Origin of the sequence: Pseudarthrobacter sp. MM222 (genome assembly GCF_947090775.1) — a bacterium.
In the GTDB taxonomy this organism is placed as follows: domain Bacteria; phylum Actinomycetota; class Actinomycetes; order Actinomycetales; family Micrococcaceae; genus Arthrobacter.
The window spans coordinates 2,549,884-2,576,646 of the sequence record NZ_OX352321.1 but is presented as its reverse complement, the minus strand read 5'-3'; the positions used below and the strand labels follow the sequence as shown (position 1 = coordinate 2,576,646).

General features: G+C 63.7%; 22 protein-coding genes. 15 read left to right on the top strand and 7 right to left on the bottom strand.

What is annotated here, in order from left to right; genetic code table 11:
* The first annotated feature begins 169 nt into the window (after positions 1-169).
* Together OM977_RS11710 and metE are read left to right on the top strand one after the other, a co-directional pair.
* Positions 170-1,156 carry a methylenetetrahydrofolate reductase gene (locus OM977_RS11710; protein WP_264354137.1) on the top strand — a complete coding sequence of 329 codons (987 nt, stop codon included), beginning with the start codon at positions 170-172 and terminating at the stop codon, positions 1,154-1,156.
* Between the two features lie 44 nt (positions 1,157-1,200).
* Positions 1,201-3,543, top strand: coding sequence for a 5-methyltetrahydropteroyltriglutamate--homocysteine S-methyltransferase (metE, locus tag OM977_RS11705; RefSeq protein WP_264354136.1), 2,343 nt, complete (start codon positions 1,201-1,203; stop codon positions 3,541-3,543).
* Between the two features lie 167 nt (positions 3,544-3,710).
* Here the strand turns inward: metE and OM977_RS11700 are convergent, their stop codons facing one another.
* Both OM977_RS11700 and OM977_RS11695 read right to left on the bottom strand, forming a co-directional pair.
* Positions 3,711-4,217 carry a DUF2004 domain-containing protein gene (locus tag OM977_RS11700; RefSeq protein ID WP_264354135.1) on the bottom strand — a complete coding sequence of 169 codons (507 nt, stop codon included), beginning with the start codon at positions 4,215-4,217 and terminating at the stop codon, positions 3,711-3,713.
* Positions 4,218-4,303: 86 nt separating this feature from the next.
* Positions 4,304-5,215, bottom strand: coding sequence for a LysR family transcriptional regulator (locus tag OM977_RS11695; RefSeq protein WP_264354134.1), 912 nt, complete (start codon positions 5,213-5,215; stop codon positions 4,304-4,306).
* A 257-nt stretch (positions 5,216-5,472) separates the two neighbouring features.
* Between OM977_RS11695 and OM977_RS11690 the strand changes: the two genes are divergently transcribed.
* The 11 genes from OM977_RS11690 to OM977_RS11645 all read left to right on the top strand — a co-directional run bounded on the left by OM977_RS11690 (position 5,473) and on the right by OM977_RS11645 (position 15,349).
* Positions 5,473-6,909: an NAD(P)/FAD-dependent oxidoreductase gene (locus tag OM977_RS11690; RefSeq protein ID WP_264354133.1), complete on the top strand. Its 1,437-nt coding sequence runs from the start codon at positions 5,473-5,475 to the stop codon at positions 6,907-6,909.
* Positions 6,906-7,637: a DUF1365 domain-containing protein gene (locus OM977_RS11685; protein WP_264354132.1), complete on the top strand. Its 732-nt coding sequence runs from the start codon at positions 6,906-6,908 to the stop codon at positions 7,635-7,637. Before OM977_RS11690 ends, OM977_RS11685 begins: the two co-directional genes overlap by 4 nt.
* Positions 7,634-9,031: a class I SAM-dependent methyltransferase gene (locus OM977_RS11680; RefSeq protein WP_442960641.1), complete on the top strand. Its 1,398-nt coding sequence runs from the start codon at positions 7,634-7,636 to the stop codon at positions 9,029-9,031. Before OM977_RS11685 ends, OM977_RS11680 begins: the two co-directional genes overlap by 4 nt.
* 522 nt (positions 9,032-9,553) lie before the next feature.
* Complete coding sequence (gene nrdH, locus OM977_RS11675) at positions 9,554-9,799, top strand: glutaredoxin-like protein NrdH (protein WP_264354131.1); 246 nt, start codon at positions 9,554-9,556, stop codon at positions 9,797-9,799.
* Between the two features lie 48 nt (positions 9,800-9,847).
* Positions 9,848-10,318, top strand: coding sequence for a class Ib ribonucleoside-diphosphate reductase assembly flavoprotein NrdI (gene nrdI, locus OM977_RS11670; RefSeq protein WP_264357393.1), 471 nt, complete (start codon positions 9,848-9,850; stop codon positions 10,316-10,318).
* Between the two features lie 53 nt (positions 10,319-10,371).
* Positions 10,372-12,492: a class 1b ribonucleoside-diphosphate reductase subunit alpha gene (nrdE, locus tag OM977_RS11665; RefSeq protein WP_264357392.1), complete on the top strand. Its 2,121-nt coding sequence runs from the start codon at positions 10,372-10,374 to the stop codon at positions 12,490-12,492.
* Between the two features lie 91 nt (positions 12,493-12,583).
* Entirely contained in the window at positions 12,584-13,558 is a 975-nt protein-coding gene (nrdF, locus tag OM977_RS11660) for a class 1b ribonucleoside-diphosphate reductase subunit beta (protein ID WP_264354130.1), read from the top strand.
* 120 nt (positions 13,559-13,678) lie between these two features.
* Positions 13,679-14,029 carry a TIR domain-containing protein gene (locus OM977_RS19745; RefSeq protein WP_442960640.1) on the top strand — a complete coding sequence of 117 codons (351 nt, stop codon included), beginning with the start codon at positions 13,679-13,681 and terminating at the stop codon, positions 14,027-14,029.
* Between the two features lies 1 nt (position 14,030).
* Positions 14,031-14,327: a DUF7701 domain-containing protein gene (locus OM977_RS11655; protein WP_264354129.1), complete on the top strand. Its 297-nt coding sequence runs from the start codon at positions 14,031-14,033 to the stop codon at positions 14,325-14,327.
* Positions 14,324-14,842: a RipA family octameric membrane protein gene (locus OM977_RS11650; RefSeq protein WP_264354128.1), complete on the top strand. Its 519-nt coding sequence runs from the start codon at positions 14,324-14,326 to the stop codon at positions 14,840-14,842. Before OM977_RS11655 ends, OM977_RS11650 begins: the two co-directional genes overlap by 4 nt.
* A gap of 159 nt (positions 14,843-15,001) precedes the next feature.
* Positions 15,002-15,349 (top strand): hypothetical protein, encoded by a 348-nt coding sequence (locus OM977_RS11645; protein WP_264354127.1) that lies wholly within the window; start codon positions 15,002-15,004, stop codon positions 15,347-15,349.
* 46 nt (positions 15,350-15,395) lie between these two features.
* Here the strand turns inward: OM977_RS11645 and OM977_RS11640 are convergent, their stop codons facing one another.
* The 5 genes from OM977_RS11640 to OM977_RS11620 form a co-directional block, all read right to left on the bottom strand.
* Complete coding sequence (locus OM977_RS11640) at positions 15,396-16,775, bottom strand: AAA family ATPase (protein ID WP_264354126.1); 1,380 nt, start codon at positions 16,773-16,775, stop codon at positions 15,396-15,398.
* Between the two features lie 82 nt (positions 16,776-16,857).
* Entirely contained in the window at positions 16,858-20,052 is a 3,195-nt protein-coding gene (locus OM977_RS11635) for a type I restriction endonuclease subunit R (RefSeq protein ID WP_264354125.1), read from the bottom strand.
* Positions 20,053-20,145: 93 nt separating this feature from the next.
* Complete coding sequence (locus OM977_RS11630) at positions 20,146-21,360, bottom strand: restriction endonuclease subunit S (protein ID WP_264354124.1); 1,215 nt, start codon at positions 21,358-21,360, stop codon at positions 20,146-20,148.
* Entirely contained in the window at positions 21,357-22,985 is a 1,629-nt protein-coding gene (locus OM977_RS11625) for a class I SAM-dependent DNA methyltransferase (RefSeq protein ID WP_264354123.1), read from the bottom strand. Before OM977_RS11625 ends, OM977_RS11630 begins: the two co-directional genes overlap by 4 nt.
* Positions 22,985-25,048: a hypothetical protein gene (locus OM977_RS11620; protein ID WP_264354122.1), complete on the bottom strand. Its 2,064-nt coding sequence runs from the start codon at positions 25,046-25,048 to the stop codon at positions 22,985-22,987. Before OM977_RS11620 ends, OM977_RS11625 begins: the two co-directional genes overlap by 1 nt.
* 237 nt (positions 25,049-25,285) lie before the next feature.
* Here OM977_RS11620 and OM977_RS11615 point away from each other — a divergent pair, with 237 nt between their 5' ends.
* Together OM977_RS11615 and OM977_RS11610 are read left to right on the top strand one after the other, a co-directional pair.
* Entirely contained in the window at positions 25,286-25,945 is a 660-nt protein-coding gene (locus tag OM977_RS11615) for a hypothetical protein (RefSeq protein WP_264354121.1), read from the top strand.
* A 46-nt stretch (positions 25,946-25,991) separates the two neighbouring features.
* Positions 25,992-26,675, top strand: coding sequence for a DUF4352 domain-containing protein (locus OM977_RS11610; protein ID WP_264354120.1), 684 nt, complete (start codon positions 25,992-25,994; stop codon positions 26,673-26,675).
* The last annotated feature ends 88 nt before the right edge of the window (positions 26,676-26,763 follow it).

The following is a 26,763-nucleotide window of genomic DNA, read 5'->3' as shown; positions in this document are numbered from 1 at the left end:
GGTGCCCCCATGTGGGCCTGACATTTGCTCACGGACAACTTCGTTTCAGGCGTACCAGTCGCGGCTGCGTCCTGCTGAAGTTTTCTCCGTGTTCCCCAAACTCAATTCGCTGTCGTCGGCCACCGGTTTTCCGGCCACCTGGCGCCAGGGTTCACAGCCAAGGACGCAAATGTCACCACCTAGCCTTATCGATACCCATCCCAATCTTGCCGGCGCGGCCCCCGTCGCGCTGTCGTACGAGCTGTTCCCGCCGCGGTCTCCCGCGGCGGCGGAATCGCTGTGGACCACCATCGGTGAACTGGAAGCCACCAACCCGGACTACGTCTCCGTGACCTACGGTGCGAGCGGCTCCAACCGGAACACCGCCGTCGAGCTCATCAACCGGCTCGTGCAGGAAACCACGCTGCGGCCGCTGGCCCACCTGACCTGCGTGGGCAACTCCCCGCAGGAGCTTGCCGAGATCATCGGGGAGCTGCTCGACGTCGGCGTGCGCGGCATCCTGGCCCTGCGCGGTGACCAGCCCAAGGACGGCGGCGTCCCTCCCGAGGGTTCGCTGCGCTACGCCCAGGACCTGATCGAACTCATCCGCCGCGTGGAGCAGCGCCGCTCGGCGCTGCTGTGCGCCGGCAAGGTGGCCGTCGGCGTCGCCGCGTACCCCACCCGGCACCCGGAGTCCCCGAGTGAGGCGCACGACGTCGAGGTGCTGCTGGCCAAGCAGCGTTCCGGCGCCGACTTCGCCATCACCCAGGTCTTCTTCCACACCGAGCAGTACGCGGACCTGCTGGCCCGTGCCCGCCGGGCCGGCGTCACCATCCCGATCATTCCCGGTGTCATGCCGCTGACCAGCATCCGGCGGCTGAACCGCCTCGGCGAGCTGACCGGCGTCGAACCGGCCCCGGAACTGATTGAACGGCTCGCCGCCGCCGATACCGACGCCGAACGGGCGCGGATCGGGGTGGGGGCCACCGTGGACCTCGCCAACGCGGCCCTGGCCGCCGGCGCCCCCGGCATCCACCTCTATACCTTCAATGAACACACGGCAGCGCTGGATGTGCTGGACAAGCTCGCCCTGCCCCGCCCGCGTCGCACCGCGGCGCACGACGCGGCGCGGCTCAGCCCGGCGCGGCGCACGGCCAGCCGCCAGCTCGCCAGCTAGCACCACGCTTCCTCCACTCGAACCACCAACACCAAGGACTTCCCATGACTGAAAAGAACACGTTCAACCCCACTCCGTTCCCGGCTGCCTCGATCCTGGGCTACCCGCGCATCGGCCGCCGCCGCGAACTTAAGAAGGCCGTAGAAGCCTACTGGGCCGGCAAGATCGACGCCGCCGCCCTCGACGCCGCCGCCAAGGAGATCCAGCTCGGCACCGCCAAGCGCCTCCAGGACCTGGGCCTCACCGAAGCCGCCGCCATCCCCGGCACCTTCTCCTACTACGACCAGGTGCTCGACGCCGCCGCCCACCTCGGCGCCGTCCCCGCCCGCTTCGGCCAGCTCCTCAACGCCGAGGGCCAGCTCGACATCGACGGCTACTTCACCCTGGCCCGCGGCAACAAGGACCAGCAGCCGCTGGAAATGACCAAGTGGTTCGACACCAACTACCACTACCTCGTCCCGGAAATCGGCCCGGAGACCCCCTTCGCGCTGACCTCCAGCCGGATCGTGGAGGAGTTCGAATACGCCCTCGCCAACGGCGTCGAGACCCGCCCGTACCTCGTCGGCCCGGTCACCTTCCTGCTGCTCAGCAAGGCCTCCGACGACGCCCCGGCCGGCTTCAGCCCGCTGTCCCGCCTCGAGGACGTCCTCCCGGTCTACGCCGCCCTGCTGGAGAAACTCGCCGCCGCCGGCGCCAGCTGGATCCAGCTGGACGAACCCGCCCTCGTGGTGGACCAGGACACCCCGGCAGGCGAGATCCAGGCCGCCGTCGCCCGCTCCTACGAGGCCCTCTCCACCGTCGCGAACCGCCCGCAGCTCTTCGTCTCCACCCCGTACGGCGCGCTCAACGGCCAGCTCGGCACCCTTGCCGCCACCGGCATCGACGCCCTGCACCTGGACGTCTTCAAGGGCGAGGTCCCGTCCACCGCGGCCCTGGCCGCGCTGGACAACAAGACCCTGGTCGCCGGCGTCGTCGACGGCCACAACATCTGGCGCAACGACCTCGCCGCCTCCGCGGACAAAATCGCCGAGCTGCGGAAGTCGGTCGCCAAGCTGGCCGTCAGCACCTCCACCTCCACCCAGCACGTCCCGCACGACGTCGACGAGGAAGTCCAGCTCTCCGCCCAGTTGCGCAGCTGGCTCGCGTTCGCCGACCAGAAGGCCGCCGAGGTTGTCACCCTGGCCGGCCTGCTGGCCGATCCGGCCGCCGTGCAGCCGGCCATCGACGAGGCCACCCGCATCATCGCCGACCGCGCCGGAGCCGAGGGCGTGCGCCGCGCCGAGGTCCGGGCCCGCACCGCCGCCCTGACCGACGCCGACTTCAGCCGCTCCGACTACGGAGTCCGCGAGGCCGCGCAGACCGAGGCCCTGCACCTGCCGCCGCTGCCCACCACCACCATCGGCTCGTTCCCGCAGACCGGCGAGATCCGCACCGCACGGGCCCGCGCCAACAAGGGCGAGCTCAGCACGGAGCAGTACGAGCAGCTCATGAAGGACGAGATCAAGCGCGTCGTGGAACTGCAGGAAGAGCTCGGCTTCGACGTCCTGGTCCACGGCGAGCCCGAGCGCAACGACATGGTCCAGTACTTCGCCGAGAACCTCGAAGGCTTCGACGTCACGGTGCACGGCTGGGTCCAGTCCTACGGCTCGCGCTGCACGCGTCCCTCGATCCTGTGGGGCGATGTCACCCGCAGCGCCCCGATCACGGTGGAATGGGCCCGGTACGCGCAGTCCCTGACCAACAAGCCGATGAAGGGCATGCTCACCGGTCCGGTCACCATCCTGGCGTGGTCCTTCGTCCGCGACGACCAGCCCCTCGGCGAGACCGCCAACCAGGTGGCGCTCGCCCTCCGCGACGAGATCGCCGACCTCGAAGCGGCCGGCATCAAGGTCATCCAGGTGGACGAGCCCGCCCTGCGCGAGCTCCTGCCGCTGCGCAAGGCCGACCAGGCCGCGTACCTGGACTGGTCCGTGAAGTCCTTCCGCCTGTCCACGGCCGGAGCCGGGGACAGCACCCAGATCCACACCCACCTGTGCTACTCCGAGTTCGGTGCGATCATCGACGCGATCGACGGCCTCGACGCGGACGTCACCTCGATCGAGGCCGCCCGCTCCCGCATGGAGGTTGTCCACGACCTCGAGTCCCATGGCTTCGGCCGCGGCGTGGGCCCGGGCGTCTACGACATCCACTCGCCGCGCGTCCCGGGGGAGCAGGAAGTCACCGAACTGCTCAGCACCGCCGTCAAGCACGTCCCGTCCCGCCAGCTCTGGGTTAACCCGGACTGCGGCCTGAAGACCCGCGGCTACGCCGAGACTGAAGAGTCCCTGCGCAACCTCGTCACGGCCACCAGGACGGTCCGCGCGGAACTGCTCCAGGCCACCAAGTAGCAGGCCGCCAAGTAGTCAACACGCTCTCCAGCTAACGACGCCGGCCGGTCACCTTTGAAAGGTGACCGGCCGGCGTCGTACGTTTTAACCATCGATTGCTAAGCAACCGCCGTTATGAGCCCTCAAAAGGGCAGTTGCGGAGCAATGGATTCAGTAGTGCCGGCGATTCAGGATTCCCAGAGGATCTCGTCGTCCACGACGCCGTCCTCGTCCGCTGAGGCCACCAGGACCTCATCCGTGAAATGCGCGCCGAGCGTGAAGTCCAGCACGAAGTACCGTTCCGGCTGGCCGGGGTAGATGCCCACATGGCCCAGCTTCAGCGCCTTGAGGAAGACCTCGTCGGTGAGCTGGCTCTTGTCCTGGACGCCGAACACCTTCTGCAGGTGCTCACTCTTGATCGCGTTGCAGTGGAAGTGGCGGTACTCCTGCGGGCTGGTGCCTTCCTGCTCCAGCTCCTCGGCAATCATGTCGCGGACCTGGTCCACGAGTTCAGGCAGGAAGCGCAGCCGGTAGTCAACCTTGTGCAGCGCCGCTTCGTCGAAGCGGTCATGCGCATTGACATTGAGGTCAAGCTCCACGGTCTGGCCGGCCAGTTCATGCTTGGCCGTGAAATTATGATCCCTGCCGTGGTTGAGCTCGACCTCACCGAAGTGCTTGCTCGCTACCTTGTTCATATCTTCAACATAGTCCTCAAGTCCGGACCATTCCAGCATTCCCAAGCTTTTATCCGGTGCCGGCACGGCAAGCTGCACAGGAAGCGCTACTTCGTCCCGAGCTTGTGCAGGGTGTCGGCCAGCAGCTCCACGAACAGCTGCACCTGCGCCGTCTGCTTGTCATTGATGAGCAGGGCGAAGACGTTGCGGGCCAGCCGGATCTCCGGAACGTCCAGCACCACCACCCCGGCCGGGCGGTGCAGCAGCGCAAGCTCGGGAACCAGGGCGGCGCCGAGCCCGGCCGCCGCCATCTCCAGGCTCGCGTGGAAGTCGTCGCTGTACGCCACCACCCGCGGGTGCAGATTGCAGCTGGCGAAGAGCCGCTCGATCACGGTGGCATCGCTGGTGCCCGGGTGGTGCATGATCCAGGGCATGTCCGACAGGTGGTCCGCGGCGACCTTCGACTCCGTGCCGATGCCCCAGGCCGCCGGCAGCACCACGCGGAAGTTGTCGTCCCCGATCCATTGCCGGTTGATGGTGTGCGGCCACGCCAGCCCGGACTGGCCCACCTGGTAGACCAGGGCAACATCCAGCTCGCCGCCGGTGCGCAGGCCCTGGATGGTCTGGGCGGGTTCCGCGACGGAGACGCGCAGGTCGATTCCGAGCTTCTTCCACGCCGGGTTCTGCAGGATCCGCGGGAGCACATAGGTGGCGAGACTCGGGAAGATGCCGAGCCGGAGCTCCTGGCTCGTGGCGTCCTCGGTCCGGGAAGCCGCGGCCAGCAGCGTCTCAATGTCGGTGAGCACCTTGGCCGCGTGCCGCGTCATTACGACGGCGGCTTCCGTGGGCTGGATGCTGCGGGCCGATCGCTGGAAGAGGACAACCCCGGTATCGCGTTCCAGGGCGGACATCTGCTGCGAGACAGCCGACGCCGTGTAGCCGAGCCTGCCGGCCGCCGCCGCGAAGGAACCCAACCGGATGACTTCGACGAGGGTCCGCAAATGGACGGGGTTGATCAAGGACTGCCCTTCGCCTGGTAGCTGAAATCCCGCTTCATTCTGGCACACCCGGGCAGATCCGGCTCCGGCGTGACCCGACCCTGATCAGGGCACCGGGGACGCGTGCGGAATGTCGCCGCGGCCGGGCCCGGTCCATGGCGGAGAATCCTGGGAAGGCAGCCGGGTGGAATTCAGACTCATCCGGCGGGCCCGTGGTGACGAATTGCCCGTAAGACGATTCACCAGGACGAATTCGGCAAGCCAACAGGAGCAGATCAGTGTCGCAAGAAGCAGGGATTCCGGCGGGCCGGCGGGTAGCCGTCATTGGCAGCGGCGTGGCAGGGCTGACCGCCGCCTACGTCCTGAACGAGAAGGACAGCGTCACTCTCTTCGAGGCGGACGCCCGGCTGGGCGGGCATGCCCACACGCACGACGTGCCGCAGGCCGACGGCTCCGTGCTGGGAGTCGACACCGGCTTCATCGTCCATAACGAGCGCACCTACCCCACGCTGCTGAAACTCTTCGCCGAGCTGGGGGTCGAAACCCAGGACTCGGAAATGAGCATGTCCATCCGCTGTGACGGCTGCGGGCTCGAATACGCCGGCGCCCGGGCCAAGGGACGCGGCATTCTTCCCCGGCCGTCCACGCTGCTGCGCGGCCGGTACCTGCTGATGCTGCTGGAGGTGATGCGGTTCTACCGCCGCGCCCGCGCCCTGCTCGCAGAGACAGCTGCAGCAGAGTCAGATCAGGCGGCGTCGGATACCCCCGGAACCGCCACCGGCACGGAACTGACGCTCGGCGAGTTCCTGGACCGTGAAAAGTTCAGCGGCTACTTCATCTCGCACTTCATGACCCCGATCGTCAGCGCGGTCTGGTCCTGCGACCCCACCACGGCGCTGGCTTACCCGGCCCGGTACCTCTTCACCTTCCTGGCCCACCACGGCCTGCTCGGCGTCGCGGGCTCACCGCAGTGGCGCACCGTCACCGGGGGGTCGCGCAGCTACGTGGACAAGCTCGCCGCCACCTTGCCGGACATCCGCCTCGCCAGCCCGGTCACGGGCCTCCGCCGCCACCCGGACGGCGTGGAACTGACCAGCCAGCACGGACCGGAGACTTTCAAGACCGAGAACTTCGACGCCGTCGTGATTGCCACCCACCCGGAGCAGGCGCTGCGGATGCTCAGCGACGCCTCGCCCGCGGAGAAGGAAGCCCTCGGCGGGATGCCCTACTCGGTCAACCACACGGTGTTCCACCGCGACGGCGCCGTGCTGCCGTCCAGCGACAACGCCAAGGCCTCCTGGAACTACCGCCTGCCGTCCTGCGACGCACGGCCGGACAAGGTGCTGGTCAGCTACGACATGACCCGCCTGCAGCGGCTGGAACCGGCGGACGGCCGGCCCTACATCGTGAGCCTGGGCGAATCAGACCTCATCGCGGACGGGACCGTGCTGGACCGGATGGTCTACGAGCATCCGCAGTACACGCCGGAATCACTCCAGGCCCAGCAGCAAATCCTGGAACTCGGCGACAGCAGGCTGGCCTTCGCCGGCGCGTACCAGGGCTGGGGCTTCCACGAGGACGGAGCGCTCTCCGGCGTCCGGGCGGCGGCCCGGCTGGGACGCGACTGGGACGAGACTGCAGCCGTACTCAACGAGCAGTACCGCGCCGTCTCGATCGACCCGGATCTGCACGCCGTCTCCGCGGAGAGCGCATGAGCACAACAGCAGCCATCTATCGAACCTCCATCGCCCACGTGCGGCGCACCCCGCTGCGCAACGCCTTCACCTACCGCAGCTACAGCTGGTACGTCGACGTCGACCGGCTCCCGACGGTGCCGCGCCTGCTGCGGCCGCTCGCCGGCTTCTGCGTTGCGGACCACCTGGGCGATCCGGAGGGCACGCTGCGGGGAAACGTTGAGCGGTTCCTCGCCACCAGGGGGATCGAGCTCGACGGCGGCCGGATCACCATGCTGGCCAGCGCCCGCGTCCTGGGGCACGTGTTCAACCCCTTGAGCCTGTTCTGGTGCCATGACGCGGCGGGGGAGTTGCGCTGCGTCGTCGCCGAGGTCCACAACACCTACGGGGAGCGGCACTGCTACGTCCTGGAAACCGACGACGCCGGCCGGGCCAGCGTGCCGAAGGCCTTCTTCGTCTCACCGTTCAACGACGTCGAGGGCGAGTACCGGATGAAACTTCCGGAACCCGGCGAACGGCTCGCCGTCTCGATTGTCCTGGAGCGGGACGGGCACAAGCCCTTTCTCGCCACCGTGGACGGCGAACGGCACGACGCCACGGTCCGGACCATCCTCGCCACGGCGCTCGCGGTTCCGCTGGCACCGCTGCGCGTCAGCGCGCAGATCCGCTGGCAGGGCATTAAGCTTTGGGCACGTCGGCTGCCCGTCATCAAGAGACCACACCACCCCTCACAGGAGGCAGTTCAGTGACAATGACCGAAGCGACCGGATCCGCCGCAGCGCGGGGACACGAGGCCACACCGGCTGCGCTCCCCGTCACTGTCCACACGGGCCGCCTGCCGTACACCGTTCCGCAGGCACCGGGCACCATCGACGCCACGATCTGGCCCGGCATCGCCACGGTGCCCTCGGGCCTGAAGGCCGGCCTTGCCGGCCGCGTCGCCGACGCCATCTTCAAGGCCGCCGTCCGGCGGCTGCCGATCGAGGTCCGCTACCCTGACGGGACGGTGCTCGGAAAGTCGGCGCCCGGTACGGCAGCCCTTCCGGGGGACACGTACCCGGTCATGACCATCAACCGGCCCGAGGCCTTCGCCGCCCGGCTCGGCGACGGCGGGCTGATCGGCCTGGGCGAGTCCTACATGGCCGGCGACTGGGACGCCGACGACCTCACCGCCGTCATGGAGGTCTTCGCCGCCCGCGTCGGGACCCTCGTGCCGGAACCGCTGCAGAAACTGCGCGCGTTCTACCTTCCGCGCCAGCCCCGCAAGGAGCGCAACACCGAGCAGAACACCCGCTCCAACATCTCGCGGCACTACGACCTCTCCAACGAGCTCTTCGCCACCTTCCTGGACGAGACCATGACCTACTCCAGTGCACTGTTCCCGGAATCCGGGGAGGCCCTGAAGAGCGTCGACTGGGACGGGCTGCCGTCCGCGCAGCAGGCGAAGATCGACCGCCTGCTGGACAAGGCCGGCGTCGGGCGGGGGAGCCGGGTGCTGGAAATCGGCACCGGCTGGGGAGAGCTGGCCCTGCGGGCCGCCGCCCGCGGCGCCACCGTGTACTCGGTCACCCTTTCCAGCGAACAGCAGGAACTGGCCCGCCAGCGCGTCGCCGAGGCCGGCTACACCGATGCCGTCACGATCGAGCTCAAGGACTACCGCGCCGTCGAGGGCGAGTACGACGCCGTGGTCTCGGTGGAGATGATCGAGGCCGTGGGCTACGAGTACTGGGCCACGTACTTCCAGACGATCGAGCGGGTCCTGGCCCCGGGAGGCAAGGTGGCCATCCAGGCCATCACCATCGACCATGACAGGCTGCTCGCCACCCGCTCCAGCTACACGTGGGTGCACAAATACATCTTCCCGGGCGGCTTGATCCCGTCCGTGCGGGCGATCGAGGACGTCACCGCGAAGCAGACCGGGCTCCGCGTCCGGGAACGCCTCGCGATGGGCGAGCACTACGCGCAGACGCTGCGGCTGTGGGAGGAGCGCTTCATGGCCCGCGCCGAGGAGGTGCGCGCCCTCGGTTTCGACGAAATCTTCCAGCGTATGTGGCTGTTCTACCTGTGCTATTGCCGCGCCGGCTTCGAAACCGGCTACCTGGACGTCCAGCAGATCGTCCTCGATAAGCCTTCGGCCGGCTAAGGCAGACCGGCCTGCCGCCGGCTTAGACAGACAAGCCTTTCGTCGGCTTAGGCCGGGCTGGACAGTTCCACCGCAAGAAGGCGGGCACCTCGGTGCCCGCCTTCTTCGTGTTCCCGGACACCACATGTGGTGTTTGCCGCCACCGTACGGCACCGTTCGCCCACTGCCCGACACGCCGTCTCCACGGCGACACGCGGGCCGGTTAATTGTGGCTAAGTACTCCACAGGGTGTGGATTTCGTCCTCGAAAACTGCAGAAACCCGGACATTTTGAACCCCCCTGCCTGTGGATTAAAGGTGGGTTAAATGACATACTTGTAATACATCATCTTGGGGTCCACATCGGGCTCTTGCACTACATGTAGTATCGACTTACAGTTCGAGCGGAGCAGCGCAGAGTTTCTGCAGCCCGCCGGGGACGGCCAGTAACGGATCAGGATTCCTGTCCCGGAGCGGCCCGCCCGCCGCGAACCACAGACTTGGCAAGCACCACAGACTTAGCAAGAAAAAGGGGACAGGGACCATGACCGTAACGGTTTACACGAAGCCGGCCTGTGTTCAGTGCAACGCGACTTACCGCGCGCTGGACAAGAAGGGCATCACCTACGAGAGCGTCGACATCTCCCAGGATGCCGAAGCCCTCGAACGACTGAAGGCCCTGGGCTACATGCAGGCCCCGGTTGTCGTGACGGACCAGGACCACTGGTCCGGTTTCCGCCCGGACAAGATCGAAGAACTGGCCCAGGCTGCCGCCGTCGCCGTAGCCTGAAACGCAGCTCGAGATGAGGTGACTTCCATGGCACCAGCCGCACTGGCGATGGCCGATGCACCGGTGGCAGCCGAATCTGCCGCTGTTGCGGAAGTCCGGACCACCAGCCACCTCATCTACTTCTCCTCCACGTCGGAGAACACCGCACGCTTTGTTCGGAAGCTGGGCATCGATGCCGCCCGGATTCCCCTCCACGCGAGGGAACCGGGGCTCGTTGCAACCGAACCCTATGTGCTGGTGCTTCCCACCTACGGGGGCACCGGGGGAGAGGGATCCGTTCCGAAGCAGGTCATCCGCTTCCTGAACGATCCGCGCAACCGGCAGCAGCTCCGCGGAGTGATCGGCGCGGGAAACACGAATTTCGGGGACAACTACTGCATGGCCGGCGAGATCATCGCCGCGAAATGCCGGGTCCCGCACCTATATCGCTTCGAACTCATGGGCACTCCAGAGGACGTCCAGCGGGTACAACAAGGATTGGAAGAGTTTTGGACACGACTGTCGCAGACACAGCAGTAACTGAGGGCTCGGCTTCCCGCACGCCCACCGCCACCGCCGTCGAAAAGCACGAGATGCCGGCCGCGTACAAGGGCCTGGGCTATCACGAGCTCAACGCCATGCTGAACCTCTACGGCCCCAGCGGCGAGATCCAGTTCGAGGCCGACCGCGAGGCTGCGCACCAGTACTTCCTGCAGCACGTGAACAACAACACCGTGTTCTTCCACGACCTCGAGGAAAAGCTCGACTACCTCGTCAAGAACGAGTACTACGAGCGCGAAACCCTCGACCAGTACACGATGAACTTCATCCGCGAGCTCTACAACCGCGCGTACAAGAAGAAGTTCCGCTTCGAGACCTTCCTCGGCGCCTTCAAGTTCTACACCTCCTACACGCTGAAGACGTTCGACGGAAAGCGCTTCCTGGAGCGCTACGAGGACCGCGTCTGCATGGTGGCCCTGCACCTGGCCCGCGGCGACGAGCAGCTCGCGCTGCAGATGGTGGACGAGATCATCGAGGGCCGCTTCCAGCCGGCCACCCCCACCTTCCTCAACGCCGGCAAGCGCCAGCGCGGCGAGCTGGTCTCCTGCTTCCTGCTCCGCATCGAAGACAACATGGAGTCGATCGGCCGTTCCATCAACTCCGCGCTGCAGCTGTCCAAGCGCGGCGGCGGCGTGGCCTTCGCGCTGACCAACATCCGCGAAGTCGGCGCGCCGATCAAGCAGATCGAGAACCAGTCCTCCGGCGTCATCCCCGTGATGAAGCTCCTCGAGGACAGCTTCTCCTACGCCAACCAACTCGGAGCCCGCCAGGGCGCCGGTGCGGTGTACCTGCACGCGCACCACCCGGACATCTACCGGTTCCTGGACACCAAGCGCGAGAACGCGGACGAGAAGATCCGCATCAAGACCCTCTCGCTTGGCGTCGTGATCCCGGACATCACCTTCGAGCTGGCCAAGAAGGACGAGGACATGTACCTGTTCTCGCCGTACGACGTCGAAAAGGTCTACGGCATGCCGTTCTCCGACGTCTCGGTCACCGAGAAGTACTACGAGATGGTGGACGATTCCCGGATCAAGAAGACCAAGATCAAGGCGCGCGAGTTCTTCCAGACCCTCGCCGAGATCCAGTTCGAATCCGGTTACCCGTACATCATGTTCGAGGACACCGTGAACCGGGAAAACCCGATCGACGGCAAGATCATCATGTCCAACCTGTGCTCCGAGATCCTCCAGGTTTCGCAGCCCACGACGTACCACGATGACCTGTCCTACGACCAGACCGGCAAGGACATCTCCTGCAACCTGGGTTCGCTGAACATCGCCAAGACGATGGACTCGCCGGACTTCGGCCTGACCATCGAGACGGCCATCCGGTCCCTCTCGGCAGTGTCGGACATGTCCAACATCACCTCGGTGCCCTCGATCGCCCGCGGCAACGACCAGAGCCACGCCATCGGCCTGGGCCAGATGAACCTGCACGGCTACCTGGCCCGGGAGCGGGTCCACTACGGCTCCGAAGAGGGCCTGGACTTCACCAACATCTACTTCTACTCGGTGGTGTACCACGCGGTCCGCGCCTCCAACCGGCTGGCCATTCAGACCGGCCAGACCTTCGGCGGCTTCGAGAAGTCCAAGTACGCCTCGGGTGAGTTCTTCGACAAGTACACGGAGCAGGAATGGGTCCCGCAGACCGAGAAGGTCGCGGAGCTGTTCAAGAACATCCACATCCCCACCCAGGCTGACTGGCGCGAGCTAAAGGCTTCCGTCATGGAGCACGGCATCTACAACCAGAACCTGCAGGCCGTCCCGCCGACGGGCTCGATCAGCTATATCAACAACTCCACCTCCTCGATCCACCCGGTGGCGTCCAAGATCGAGATCCGCAAGGAAGGCAAGCTGGGCCGCGTGTACTACCCGGCGCCGTACCTGACGAACGACAACCTGGAGTACTACCAGGACGCGTACGAGATCGGCTACGAGAAGGTCATCGACACCTACGCCGCTGCCACGCAGCACGTGGACCAGGGCCTGTCCCTGACGCTGTTCTTCAAGGACACCGCCACCACGCGCGACATCAACAAGGCCCAGATCTATGCCTGGAAGAAGGGCATCAAGACCATCTACTACATCCGTCTCCGCCAGCTCGCGCTGGAAGGGACCGAGGTGGACGGCTGCGTCAGCTGCATGCTTTAATCTTCAACTAAATCGGAACAGTACGACGGCGGGCGCCCGCCCGCCGTCGTACGCTTTAACTAAAGAACTAACCCAACTTTTAGGGGATGACATGACCGAGAAGGTCAAGCTGCTTAGCCACGTCGAGGCAATCAACTGGAACCGCATCCAGGATGACAAGGACGTGGACGTCTGGAACCGCCTGGTCAACAACTTCTGGCTGCCGGAGAAGATCCCGCTGTCCAACGACGTCCAGTCATGGGCTACGCTGACCCCGGACGAGCAGCAGCTCACCATGCGCGTTTTCACCGGCCTGACCCTGCTGGACACCATCCAGGGCACCGTCGGCGCCGTCTCGCTGATTCCGGACGCAATCACCCCGCACGAAGAGGCTGTCTACACGAACATCGCCTTCATGGAGTCGGTGCACGCGAAGAGCTACTCCTCGATCTTCTCCACGCTGGCCTCCACCAAGGAGATCGACGAGGCGTTCCGCTGGTCCACCGAGAACGCGAACCTTCAGAAGAAGGCCCAGATCGTCATGGACTACTACCAGGGCGACGATCCCCTGAAGCGCAAGGTGGCCTCGACGCTGCTGGAGAGCTTCCTGTTCTACTCCGGCTTCTATCTGCCGATGTACTGGTCCTCACGGGCCAAGCTGACGAACACGGCCGACCTGATCCGCCTGATCATCCGCGATGAGGCCGTTCACGGCTACTACATCGGCTACAAGTTCCAGAAGGGCCTCGAAGGCCTGTCCGAGGAGCGCAAGCAGGAAATCAAGGACTACACCTTCGAGCTGCTCTTTGAGCTGTACGAGAACGAGGTCCAGTACACGCACGACCTCTACGACTCGGTCGGCCTGGCCGAGGACGTCAAGAAGTTCCTGCACTACAACGCCAACAAGGCCCTGATGAACCTGGGCTACGAGGCCATGTTCCCGGCCTCCGTCACCGACGTGAACCCGGCCATCCTGTCGGCACTGTCACCGAACGCCGACGAGAACCACGACTTCTTCTCTGGGTCGGGTTCGTCTTATGTGATTGGCAAGGCTGTAAATACTGAGGATGACGACTGGGACTTCTAGTCCCTGCCTGTTCTTTCGTTCATCTTGTTGATAGGGCTGGCTGGCGGCGCGCCCGTGACCGGGCCGAGTGATTTTTGATGGGGAGTATTGGTGGCACCGAGAGCTTTTATTAGTTTTGAAATGGAAGACCGCTGGTCGCGGGATTTTTTGGTCCAACAAGCAAAGGACTCGCGGAACCAAATCGAGTTCGTTGATTATTCGGTGCAGAATCCGTTCGACACTTCTTGGAAAACGCAATGCAAGGAGAGGATCGCTCGCACGCGAGGAACGGTTGTGCTGATCGGTCCCACAACGGCGTACTCAGACGCAGTTCTGTGGGAGATTGAAGAGACAAAACGTCAGGGTCACTACATGTTCGGAATCCAGATTCACTCCGATCGCACGCATCCCGTACCCCCGGGTCTGCCGTCAGCTAATGTGATCCGATGGGATTCTCAGCAGATAACGGACTGGCTGGCGACGTGGGTCTAGCATGAACTACGTCGATGAGGTTGCCGCACTGATCCGCGCCGAGGTGCCTCCACACAAGCTACCCGAGGAAGACACCAGGACCCTCTTCCGCTCTTACGCAGTTCTTCTGTTTGCGAAGGGCCAGGAGGTCACGTCCTCTGATGTTCACAATGCATGGGTCGCTTGGATGTCTGAACGTGAACCGAATCATGACGCGTTGGTGCCGTTTGATGAGCTAGATAAGGCCGTGGCTATGGAGGACGAGCCGTATGCTGCGGCGATACGAGCCGTCTCGAGATCCATGGCCCGGTCAATATGACCGTGCCGGAACCAATAGACGTTCACCTTTTCCCTCAGGGCGTACCCACTGACGAAAAGGATGTAGCGCGCCTCTTTGAACTGTACAAACTCATGGTCACGAGCTCTGAGTCCCTGGTCGCCAGACGTCAGGGTGTCAACACTTTCTTCGTCACCATGAACGGTGCAGTCCTCACCGCCGCCGGCTTTCTTCTCACTAATGGGAAAGATCCTCGTCTTCAGATGTTGGGGCTCATGGCACTCACTGTAACGGGCGGGATATTGGCTTTTGCGTGGCGAAGCCTCATTTTGTCGTTCGGTCAGCTCAACACTGGAAAGTTTGTTGTAATCAATAGGCTCGAAAAAGTGCTGCCGGCGGCTATATACCTGGCTGAATGGAAAGCGCTTGGCGAAGGCCAACAGCCAAAGAAGTACCGCACGTTTACTTCCAAAGAGGTGTGGACGCCCTGGGCATTCTTTGCGGTGTATGTCACTGCCACCGTAGCCGAGTTGGCTACATTCTTTACAATCTCCTAGGCGTTTGTGGGTTCCAGGGTCTAACCTTAGTGACCGCTAGGTGCTAGGTGCTAGGTGCTAGGTGCAAGGAGTTATGGACTGAAGTCCGAAGTCCAAGGTCCAAAGCCGGATTTTTTGTGCCGACGGTGTATTGGTGGATGCGCGGTAGCGTTCCATCTCATGGACGATGCTGGCGTCGCCCACTCCGACACCCTGCGACGCGAGATCGACAAGACCCAGAATGGACCGGTGCGGGAGGCCGGAAACTACGTTTCCTATGAACTCTCTATCCCAATGAGCGTTTCCGACTACCCATGGAGCCGTTGCGCTAGAACTTGCTATAAGCAGCTTCGTCAGGGCTTCCATTCTCTGTCTGCGAAGTCCACCTTCGGAGAGTTGCGCTATGTGATTTCCGGTTTCGATTATGGTAGCGACTGGAAGAATGAGTGTGTTCCCGGTCTTGGTGACGAGGTTCTTGAACTCCTCGACCAGCGGTCCGCGATTCTGGTTTTTGCCCGGAATGTCTAAAATGCAGAGAAGCACGCTCGTATCAATGAATACAACATCTGCCATATCAGATCATCCTCAGGAAATCGTCGATACTCTCCCGAGCGATCACGGGGCTCTCAAAGGCCTCCGATATACGGCCGTTTTCGACAAGGCTTCCGAGAGGCTCCGAGGCCAAAGCCCGGTGATAACCGGGTAGGTCGATGAGTCGTGAAACTGAGCTCCACCCGGAGGACTTATCTCTGGAGACGATCAATACCCCTCGGTGCTGTTCTCCGCTGAGTGCGTTGAGAAGGGCGGGTGAATGGGTCGTTACCACTAGTTGCTGCTCGCCTGAACTAATGGACTCAACGATTAGCTGCAGGAGGGCGTGTGCCTGCGAAGGGTGAAGTCCGTTCTCCAGCTCTTCAATCAGCAGGGTGGGGGTTGACTCTGCACCCGAAAGAGAAGGTGAAATGGCTAGGCTCGAAGCCCCGCCGAGGATCGATGTTGTGATTGCCAACATTCGGAGCATTCCATCACTCATCTGGCGGGCTGGAATTATCTCGACATGATCGTCGAAAGATTCCCGGATGCCTGCCATGACATCACCGAAACTCGTGCTCACGAATTCGACTCCAGATATGGGGTGCTCGGGAAGACGCTGGATTGCGCTTGTAAGACGGGCCCAAGTGTCCGGAGCGCCACTGTCCTTCAAATGGGCTAAGACTGCTGACAAATTTCTCGCGTCGCGGTGTAGATCGGTGTCTTTTTCAGGCACATATTGCCGCATAGAGCTAGGGATAGGGTCTAAGTGAAATACGCCCAAGAGACTGGCCAGAACGCGGTTGCAGAGATCACTTACTAGGCGTTTTGCAGCAGACCCAGTGTCAAGCCTTTGCGGCACCTGGAATGTCAGTAACTGTGAGGATCTCAAGGTAGTCCGCGGGTTTACTCCACGTTTTCCGCTGTAGACCCTCGCGTCGATATCACCACGCCAAGAGTCGTCTTGTGGAACCGATTCGAAAACTGTGAAGCTCTTTTTTCCCCTCACCCCCGCCAGGTTGAGACGTTCGGATATGATTTTCGGTTCCGGACCAACCGCTATTTCTGTCTCCATGGTGAGAAGTCCATAATCGGGATCTTCGACTTCTACCGCCAACTTGATAGCACGCTTCTCGGATCCCGCCGGCGCCAAACCACTGGATCCACCACGGATGGGGGCGAGACCTTCCAGGCTCCCGTCGAGCGCATCGCGGATCTCCAGTCCGCGTGCAAGGCGGCCGAGCACTTCAAAAGCGTCTAGCGCATTCGATTTACCGCTCGCGTTGCGGCCGATCAATACGGTCAGCGGTTCAATCGGTATGCGGACACTCTGGTATGACTTGAAGGGGGTCAGAGAAATTGCCGCGAGTCGAGGAGATTTCATGGTTCTGATTGTCCAATACTTTTTGTCGAGGTCGTGCATCCAACACAGGTCACAGTACTGGCGGGCAGCGAAGCAACACTATGGAAGAAAGCGCGTCACTGGAAGTGTCTAGCAAACATGATCACGCCCGCACTTCGACAAACCGCGGCGCCATGGACTCCATCTGTTGCATGACCAGCTTAATGGCCTCGGGCTGCCTATCCGGCGGATAGCCGAAGCGGACCAGGAGCCGCTTGATCGAGGAGCGGAGTTTGGCCCGGACATCGTCACGCACGGTCCAGTCGGTGCGCACGTCTCGCCGCATCACGGAAACCAAGTCGCGGGCGATGTCAGCCAGAACGCCTTCGCCTTGGACCTCCACAGCCGACTCGTTCTGGGCCAGGGCATCGTAGAACGCCAGTTCGTCGGAGTTCAACGGGGGAGTGAACTGGTCACCGCGGTTGCCTTCGGCGGCAACTTCCCTGGCCAGCTCCACCAGCTCGGCAATAACCTCCGCTGACGTCAACTGCTGGTTGGTGTACTTCTTCATCAGCTCGGTTATCCGCTCGGAGAAAGCCCGCTGGCGGATGACGTTGTTGCGGGTCGTCTTCGCTAGCTCGTCGGCGATGAGCTTGCGCAGTGCTTCGATGGCCAGTTGCGGGTTACGCGCCTGCTGCGTCTTGGCGATGAACTCAGGGGTCAGATCATCCAGCGACGGCTTGGGCATGCCGGCGGCCTCGTAGATGTCGAGCACTTCGCCGGAGGACGTCGCGGTAGCGATGAGGTTGCCCAGCAGCCGCTGGATCTCCTCCGGCACGGGCTCGCCGCTGGCTTGCCGGTCGGCGGCGTCGTATTTCGCCATCCAAACGCGGATCTCCTCATATACCTGAATCTCCGGACGCAGCTCAGCAAGAGTTTCAGAGCCGGAGCATAGTGCCCACGCGCGGGAAAGCTGGCTGGAGAACCTGCGGTATTTCGCTGCTAGCGACTCTTCCCCGTCGGCTGGCTGGTTGCCGGGGGTGCCAGGATTTCGCAGGTAGCTCACCGCTCCCGTGACGGCGTTTAAAAACGCCTTCGGCCCGCCCTTCAGCAGCACGGCCTTCCAGTCGTACCCTGCAAGCAATTCCCGCAGGGAGGCCACGAGCGAAAGCGTCACGCCAACGGCCTCGTCGATGTTCTTGCCCACCGGCTTGTTCGTCTGGTCGGACTGCGTGTACTCGCCCAGCGCCTTGGCCAGGTTCTCCGCCAGCGGGGCGTACGCCACCAGCAGCCCGTCCTCCTTGCCGCGGAAGGTGCGGTTCACCCGGGCTAGCGTCTGCATCAGCAGCGCGCCTCTGAGCGGCCGGTCCAGGTACAGGGTGTGCAGTGGCGGGGCGTCGAAGCCGGTGAGCATCATGTCCTTGACGATTACCAGATCCAGCTCGTCGTCCACGTCCTTGAGTCGTTCCTTCACAGTGGCATTCAGGGAGTCGCGGCGCACATGGTCGGAGACTGGCGGCACGTCGGACGCCGTCCCGGAATAAACCACCTTGATCTTGCCCTTGGCCAGGTCATCGGAGTGCCAGTCCGGCCGCAGCTCCACGATCGCGGTGTACAGCTTCGCGCAGATTTCCCGCGTGCCGCCTACGATCATTGCCTTGCCCGGCGCCTCGATGAACTTGCCCATCTTGGCGCTGCGGTTCTCCCAGTGCGCCACCAGGTCCGCGGCCAGCGCCACAATTCGCTGCGGCGCACCGTACACGGCATTCACGACGGCGACGCTTGCCTCGATGCGTGCCCGCTCGGTGTCGTCCAGGCCCAGCGTGGCTTCGTCGGCGGCCTGGTCCAGGATCTCCTCCGTCACGTCCGATGCGAGCCCCACTTTGATGAGCCGTGGCTCAAAGTACACCGGCACCGTGGCGCCGTCCTCCACCGCCCGGGAGAGATCGTAGATGTCGATGTACTCGCCAAACACGTCCTGGGTGTTCCGGTCATCGAACGAGATCGGTGTCCCGGTGAAAGCTATCAGCGTCGCGTGCGGCAGGGCGTCACGCAGGTGCCGGGCGTAACCGTCAAGATCGTCGTAGTGTGAGCGGTGAGCCTCGTCCACCACCACGATGATGTTGCGCCGGTTGGACAGCAGCGGGTGCTCGGCGCCGGCGTCCTTCTCCGACTTGCTGCGACTGAACTTCTGCAGGGTGGTGAAATAGATGCCGCCGGTGGTGCGATTGCTCAATTCGTCCCGGAGTTCGGAGCGTTTCTTGACCTGTTTGGGGGACTCTGCCAGCAGCAGGCTGCGGTCGAAGCCCTCGAACAGTTGGCCGTCGAGTTCGTTGCGGTCTGTGATGACGACGACGGTGGGGTTTTTCAGCTTCGGGTGGCGCGCCACCAGATTGGCGTATAGCTCCATTTCCATGGACTTGCCCGAACCCTGAGTGTGCCAGACGACGCCGGCCTTGCCGTTACTTTCCACGGCCTGGACGGTCCTGCCCACGGCTTTGGTCACGGCAAAGTACTGGTGCGGCTTCGCGATCCGCTTGGACAGCCCATCCGATCCCTCATCAAACGCAGTGAAGTTGCGGATCAGCTGCAGGAAGCGCTCCTGGTTGTAGAGCCCCTGGAGTGCCGTCTCCAGAGCCGTCACGGCCTCACCCTCTTCCATATGCCCGGGCGCAACGGGCACGCCGTCGTCGTCGACGTTCCACGGTGAGAAGTGATTCAGGGGAGTGAACGGTGTGCCGTACTTGGCCTGGATCCCATCCGAGGCGAGCGTGAACACGCAGAAGCGGAACGCCGTGGGGAACTCGCGCAGGTAGGTCTGCAGCTGGGCGTGCGCTGAGGCGAGGTCGGCGGTGGCGCTGCCGGCTTTCTTGAGTTCGATGACGCTCACCGGCATGCCGTTGCAGTAGAGCACGAGGTCGAAGCGGCGTTTGTAGTCGCCCTGCACAAGGGTGACCTGGTTTACGGCGAGCCAGTCGTTCTGGTCCGGGTCCGAGCTGAGCAGATGGATAGTGGGGTTGGCCTCGTTGCCGTCCTCGTCGATGTAGCTGAGCCTATAGCCGTCCACGAGGTAGTTGTGGAGCCGGTGATTTTCGGTGATGGCATCGTTGGACGTGGGCGAGGCGATTTCCGCGACAGCTTGCTGCAGGTATTGGGCCGGAACTGTCGGGTTTAACTTCCGCAGGGCCTCGAGCAGCCGGGGCCGGATCAGCAGCTCGTCCCAGGAATCCCGCTCGCCCCTCCCGGGCGCGATGTCCTGTCCGGCCAAGGGCCGCCAGCCGAGCGGCTCGGCCAGGAGCTCAAGGGCTACACCTTCCCAGTCGGCTTCGGAAAAGGCTACTGCGGGTGCTGCTGTCACGGTGGTTCCCCCTGATAGACCAGTGATTCTGAAGTGTTTGCGCTAACTCTGTTCAGAGGTTGGAGGCGCTGGCTCGGATCAGCCCGTGCGACCTCATACCCCTGCGTCCCCCAGGACCCTTTCGGCATCCCTGACCCGCAGTTTGCCGGACATAAGCTGGGGGAGAAGAGCGTCGCGGGTGGCGGCAAGGCCGGAATTCTCAGTCACCGCTGCGGATACAGATTCGAGGAGCGGTCCGATCTTGGATTCCGTTTCGCACATCGTGGCTGAATCGAATCTCGGGAACGCCAAATGATCAAATGTTTTCATCGTGATGGTGTCAAATACTGAACCATGAGCGATTTCTTTGGCTCGCTCTGTGGCTCTAGCGATTGCGAAGAACAGCACTCCCGGCGGGACGACTCCGGGGACGAATCCGTAGCACGATTGATTGAACGAAGCTGGAGCGGCCAACCGGGCAACGGCTCCAACGGTTCCCCGAGCCGTTAGGATGACGCTTCCCTTTGGCAGTGGCTTGGCCTTGGTACTAGCCACAGCGAGATCAGTAATTTTTTCCACGGTGTCGATAACGATTCCGAAGTCTGCCCCGGTGATGTCCTTAGCTGAAGCCCATGGCTGGTCGCCGTCCCAAAAATCATCGCGGGAGCGCGGTGGCGTTCCGCCCAATACTGGCTGCAGAACTTGGCTCATGGGCTGCGACTCGATCTGGCCAGTCGCTTGATCGTAGATCAGCCCGGCAAGGGTGCTGGCAGTGGCGGCGAGTTTGGAGTTGGCGGCGATCTTGTCGTCGAGAGCCCCCAGCACTTCTGCGATGGAGCGCTGCTCGTGCATACCAGGGATCGGGATGGTGGCATTGCTCAGATCCCGTACCGGAAGCTGAGGCTGCGCACTACCCGATGTGAGGGACTCGATCTGCTGTGCCATGAAGTCAGACCGGACAAAGTAGTAGAGGTACCGCGGATCGAGGCGCGCTCTGTCGGGCCGAAGGATAAGCATTCCGGAGTTGACGCGCATATTTTCGAAAGGTACAGACTCGTCGAAATAGGCTACATTCCCCACAGTTCCGCGGGTAGTTAGAACCACGTCACCGCGAATAAGCTTTCCGGCGCGAAGGGAGGCGTCCTTGTCGGCGGAGACAAAGGTAGTTTCTTCGAACAAGAATCCAGACTTGGTGACGTTGCGCGCACTTAGAAATAGACAGTATCCCTCAGCAGCAAAATCAGTCCCGTTGGGATAATTCTTACCTCGATCTCCGTCGATCATTTGGAGAGGGCCACTGCCGAAAGCGTGGACGGGCCATTCGTTCATGACACCCGCCCCAACTGCTCGCGCACAACCTGAGCCAGCCGCTCGGACTCCTCGAACTGCGCAAACAACTCCTTGGAAAGCCGTCCGATTTTCTCATCGAGCGGCTCGTCGTCGCCTTCCCCGTCGGCCGCTCCAACATACCGGCCCGGCGTGAGCGCGTAGTCCGCTGCCTTGACCTCCGCGAGGCTGGCCGAATAGCAGAAGCCCGCCTCGTCGTCGTACGTCAGGCCTGACTCAACCGCCGAGCTCGTTCCGCGCCAGGCGTGGTACGTGTTGGCGATCTTGGCGATGTCCTCGTAGGACAGGGCGCGTTCGGCGCGGTCAACCATGTAGCCGAGGTTGCGGGCGTCGATGAAGAGTACCTGGCCGGTGCGGTCCACGGAGCCGTTCTTGCCGGCGGTCTTGTCCTTCGCGAAGAACCACGTGCACACCGGGATGCCGGTGCTGCGGAACAGCTGGGTGGGCAGCGCGACCATGCAGGAGACGAGGTCGGCCTCCACCAGCTGGGCGCGGATCTCGCCCTCGCCGCCGGAGTTGGAGGACATGGAGCCGTTGGCCATGACCACGCCGGCACTGCCGCCGGGTGCAAGTTTGGAGATGATGTGCTGGATCCAGGCGTAGTTGGCGTTGCCGGCCGGCGGGACGCCGTACTTCCAGCGGGGGTCGGATTCGGAGCGGGCCCAGTCCTTGATGTTGAAGGGCGGATTGGCCATGATGAAGTCGGCGCCGTTGTTGCCGGTAAGTTCCGGGTGCTGGTCGCGGGCGAAGGTGTCGCCCCAGCGGGAGGCGAGGTTGGCGTTGAGTCCGTGGATGGCGAGGTTCATTTTGGCCATACGCCAGGTGCGCTCGTTGAGCTCCTGGCCGTAGACGGAGATGTCCGAGCCCTCCATGTTGTGGGCTGCAAGGAATTTCTCGGCCTGGACGAACATGCCGCCCGAGCCGCAGCAGGGGTCGTAGACCCGGCCTTGGTGCGGTTCGAGGACCTCGACCAGGACACGGACCACGCCGGCGGGGGTGTAGAACTCGCCGCCGCGCTTGCCCTCCGCCTTGGCGAACTTCTCCAGGAAGTACTCGTACACCTCGCCGAGCAGGTCCCGGGCCTTGCTGGCGCCCTGGCCGGTGAAGCGGGCAGAGTTGAACAGGTCCAGCAGCTCGCCGAGGCGGCGCTGGTCCACGTTGTCCCGGTTATAGATCTTGGGAAGCGTGGCGGCCAGGCTCTTGTTGTCCGCCATGATCAGCTCCATGGCCTCATTGATCAGCTGGCCGATCTGCTTGGGCTCGGCGCCGTTGAGCGCCGGGAGGCCCTTGGCGTTCTCGGCGAGGTAGCCCCAGCGGGCCCGCTCCGATACCCAGAAGACGCCGCGGCCGGTGTACTCGTCCACGTCGTCGATCAGCTGGGCGATCTGCTCTTCGTTGAGCCCGTCCGCTTCCAGTTCGGCCTGGATCTGCCCCCGGCGCTCCTCGAATGCATCTGAGACGTACTTCAGGAACACCAGGCCCAGGATCACGTCCTTGTACTGGGAGGCATCCATGGAGCCCCGCAGTTTGTCCGCGGCCTTCCAGAGGGTGTCCTTGAGTTCCTTCATGGTGGACGGGGCGAGGTCCACCTTCAATTTCGGGGGCATTAACGGGTTCCTTCGGTCTGTGGTTCGGCGAGCTTAGTGCTGGGGTCTGTCAGGGTGAGGCTTCCGCCCGCTACGCCGTCCGTAATCAGGGTAGCGAGTTCTTCCAGCCGCCCGAGGCGTTCGCGGGCTTGTTGCTGGCCGTGTTGCAGCCGGGCGAGGGATTCGGCCAGCTTCTTGCGCTGGGCATCTGGAACGCGGCGCAGGCGCCACTGGCGCCAGGACTTGTCCGCCGCGGAGATGCTGTTGATATCGGCGGTGACAACGTCGGGCAGCAGCCCGCCGGGGTCACCGGCGTCGATCCGCAGCACGCGGGCGGGGAATACGACGGCGGAGCCACCTTCCACATCCACTAGTGCCGCGGGCCGCGGGCTGGTACAAAAGACGACGTCGCCGGGTTCGGTGAGGCGGCCGGACGGGTAGTTGGTGGCGAAGTCCAAGAGACTGAGATGGCGGGGCGGGGCGGTGTGCGGGTTGAGTAGTTCGGCCGGTCCCAGGACTCGTGTCCCGCCGTTTGGCCCCGGGTCCACGTTGTCCAGCCGGTTGCCTTTGATGTACTTAAGATTGCCGGCGGCGAGGAGTTCCTGGACGGAGGCAGGCTGAGCCTTCGTGTTCAGATCTGCGGGCAGAACGTTCACGGCAACGGATTGGCCGGATTCGCTAGCCTGCAGCAGGCGCACGAGTTCCTCCACCCGAAGAGCTGCCTCGGCCCCGCCGGAAGTCGGCGCCGAACCGCCGGATTGCGCTGCCACCAAGGATTTCCTACTGGCCAGCAGGATACGAGTCTGCACCAGCCGGGCGAAACGAAAGGAGTGCGCGCGGACCGTGGCGCGGTTCCCCATGGATGCGACTATGTCGCTGACCACGTCTTGTTTGACGTCTTCTGTGAGCTCCTGTGCGCTGAGGTCCGCCACCATGGTCCAGCGCTCGGCAATGGGCACTTCCGCAAAGGATGGTCCCAGCACCCAGAGGGCTTGAGCTTCGCGTGGCTTGGCACGCAGCAGGCCTTCGGGCAGCCGCACGATTGCGCGAACCCGGCCCGTTCGTAGAAGCCCTGAACGGACGCCGGCAGCCGCGGCCGTCAGCGGGACATCGCAGAGAACGCGTGCGGGCGCGATGAGGACTGCCCGCTGATGATCGTCCATCTGCAGAACAACCTGTTCCGCCGCTGAAAGGATCTCGGCAGCATTCATACCCGGTTGCCCTGGGGACGGGTACTGCGCCACGTGAACCACAGGCCCGTGAACGGCAAACTCGCCGCTGGAGTCGACACGGATCTGTCCGCCGTCAACGCCATGCACGCGCACGCGGCGACGCACCAGGCGAGCGGCGCCGCCGCCGTCGTCCGCTGTCAAAAAGGTGAGAGCAGAACTCTCCCCGGAGGTATGCACGACGCCCATCAAAAGGTCGCTGCCCCCGCGCGTGGAATCCGCGAAGACAGAATCTCCACCCAGCGTTGCCGCTAATTCGACCGCAGCCGAGGCGACCAGATCGACGGGGGAATCGGTGAGGGCGGTGTCCGAGTGTTCCCGGAGCCCCGCCCGGAACCGGGCGGCCAGCAGCTGCTCGAAGGCGGCAGGCGCGTTGTAGGCGCTGTCCACCAACCGGTCCGCGAACGCCGCCGTGGAAGCAAGCGCCGCCCCCACGGCCTCCAGCTCCGAGTACAGGAACAAATCGTCCGGATCGCACTCGTCTGCGAGGTCCAGCAGTTCGTCCGGGCTGAGAGTTCCCAGCGCCGTTCCCGTCATGGCCTTGAGCGTCAGCAGCGCGGTGAGAGCGTTCAGTGTGGCTGCACTGGTGCCGTAGGTTTCTGTGGCGGGCGTCCGTGAGAACGCGGCGACGTCGTTGCGGGCCTCCGGATTGTTGCCGCGACCCGTTGCGTGCAGCCAGTCGGCGACCTGGTCGGCGTCGAACAGCTCCCGGCCGCCTTCAAGAGCAGCGGGTTCCGGAAACGGGTGAGCCGATCCGGCGCTGCGCTTTCGCCACATAGATACGACCGGGCGCTGGACCTGGGCCAAAGCGGCAACGTCGGACAGGCTCATGCGCAGGGCTTCTGCTTCGTACATTTTCCGCCTCCTTACGACGTCGACCTTCAGCCTAGCGGCCCGGTGTTCTTTTATCGGTGAATCACTGATAACGGGGGTTATCACCGTTCTTTGACACCGGGGGTTGCCCACGGCCGTAGCTTCGTTTTGCAGCGACGAAGGAATCCTCCGGAGCTGTGACGGCGGCGGGGAACCACACATTGGGGGATCGGTATCCCGCCGCCGGTCAGCAGCTACCCGTGAACAGAGGAAGAGAACATGTTGAATACCGACACGAGCCAGGCGGATGCGCGGCAGATCAAAGACGTTCGCCAGGAGGGGCCGCAGTCTTCGGACGAGGCGAAGCCGGCACGGAAGAGGAAGGTGCTCCCGATGGTGGGCGTTCTGGCGCTGCTGGTAGGCGCTGTTGGCCTCGGCACCACGCTGCCGGACCCGAAGTCCAGCGACGCGTACATGGCACTGGCGGGGGAGAAGGCGTCTGTGGAGTCGGACCGCGACTCGGCCAAAGCCAGTTACGAGTCGATGAAATCGAAGTACGACACTCTGCAGAACGGCATGGCAGCCCGCGAAGCCAAGGTCACGGCAAGGGAGGGCGAAGTGGGTAAGGCCGACGCGGCCGTGAAAACCGCCGAGGCCGCCGTGAAGGTTCGCGAGGACGCGGTGACGGGAGCCGAGAAGACTAAGGCGGCCAACACCATCGGTGACGGCACCTGGACAGTCGGGACTGACATTGAACCGGGCACGTACCGGGCAGCGGCCGACGTCGGTTCTTCCTGTTACTGGGGCATCTACGCGACCGGCAGCAACGGCAGCAACATCCTCGACAACGACCTCCCCGGCGGCGGCCGGCCCTCCGTCGCACTTTCTGCCGGGCAGGACTTCAAGTCCAGCCGCTGCGGCAAATGGGAAAAGCAGTAGCAACACCCGCCCTCATAAGCTTCATTCACTTTTGGAAAGGCACCACATGTCCCACGAGAATCACTCCCTGCCCTTGCCCGCTCCCACTGCAGCGCCTCAGCCGCGACCGTTCTTCAAGAAGAAGCGCTTCCTCATCCCCGCTGGCGTTCTGGTGCTTGGCATCGCCATGGGCTCGTGCTCCGGTGGGTCGAAGCAGGCAAGCGACGCCGGCCCCGCCGCCACGGCCTCGACGACTGCGGCGGCAACAGCTGCCACGCCGGAAACTGCTGCACCGGCCGCTGCCGCGCCGGCGCCGGCGGCGCCTGCTGCTGCACCGGCAGCTGCACCGGCGAAACCCGCCGCGCCCGCCGTCGGCGTTCCGTTCAGCGTCAAGATGGGAAACGGCGACGTCGCCAAGATCACGATTGTCTCGGCTGTTCGGACGGACGCTGTCACCACCACGGCCTTCGCGACGGCAGCCAAGAACGGGACTTATCTGCTCCTGGATGTCCTGTGGGAAACCGAGGCAGGGAAAACCAGCTCCAACCCGTTCTACTTCTCGGCCAAGGACACCAACGGGCGCAAGGCGGATCTCAGCCTGTTCGCTGACAACCAGCTCGCCTCGGGCAACGTTCTGCCGGGGGACAAGGCGCGGGGATTCATTGCTTTCGATATTGCTCCCGGTGCGTCGACCGTGATGATCTCCACCCCGCTGATGCAGGAAGCCGCACGCATTCAGATTCCGGCGTAACGGCGACGCAAGAGGAAGTTGTTGCGGTCCTGTTATTCGAAACTCGATGTTGCGGCTCACATACGGGGGACCATGCCGCTACGGTATG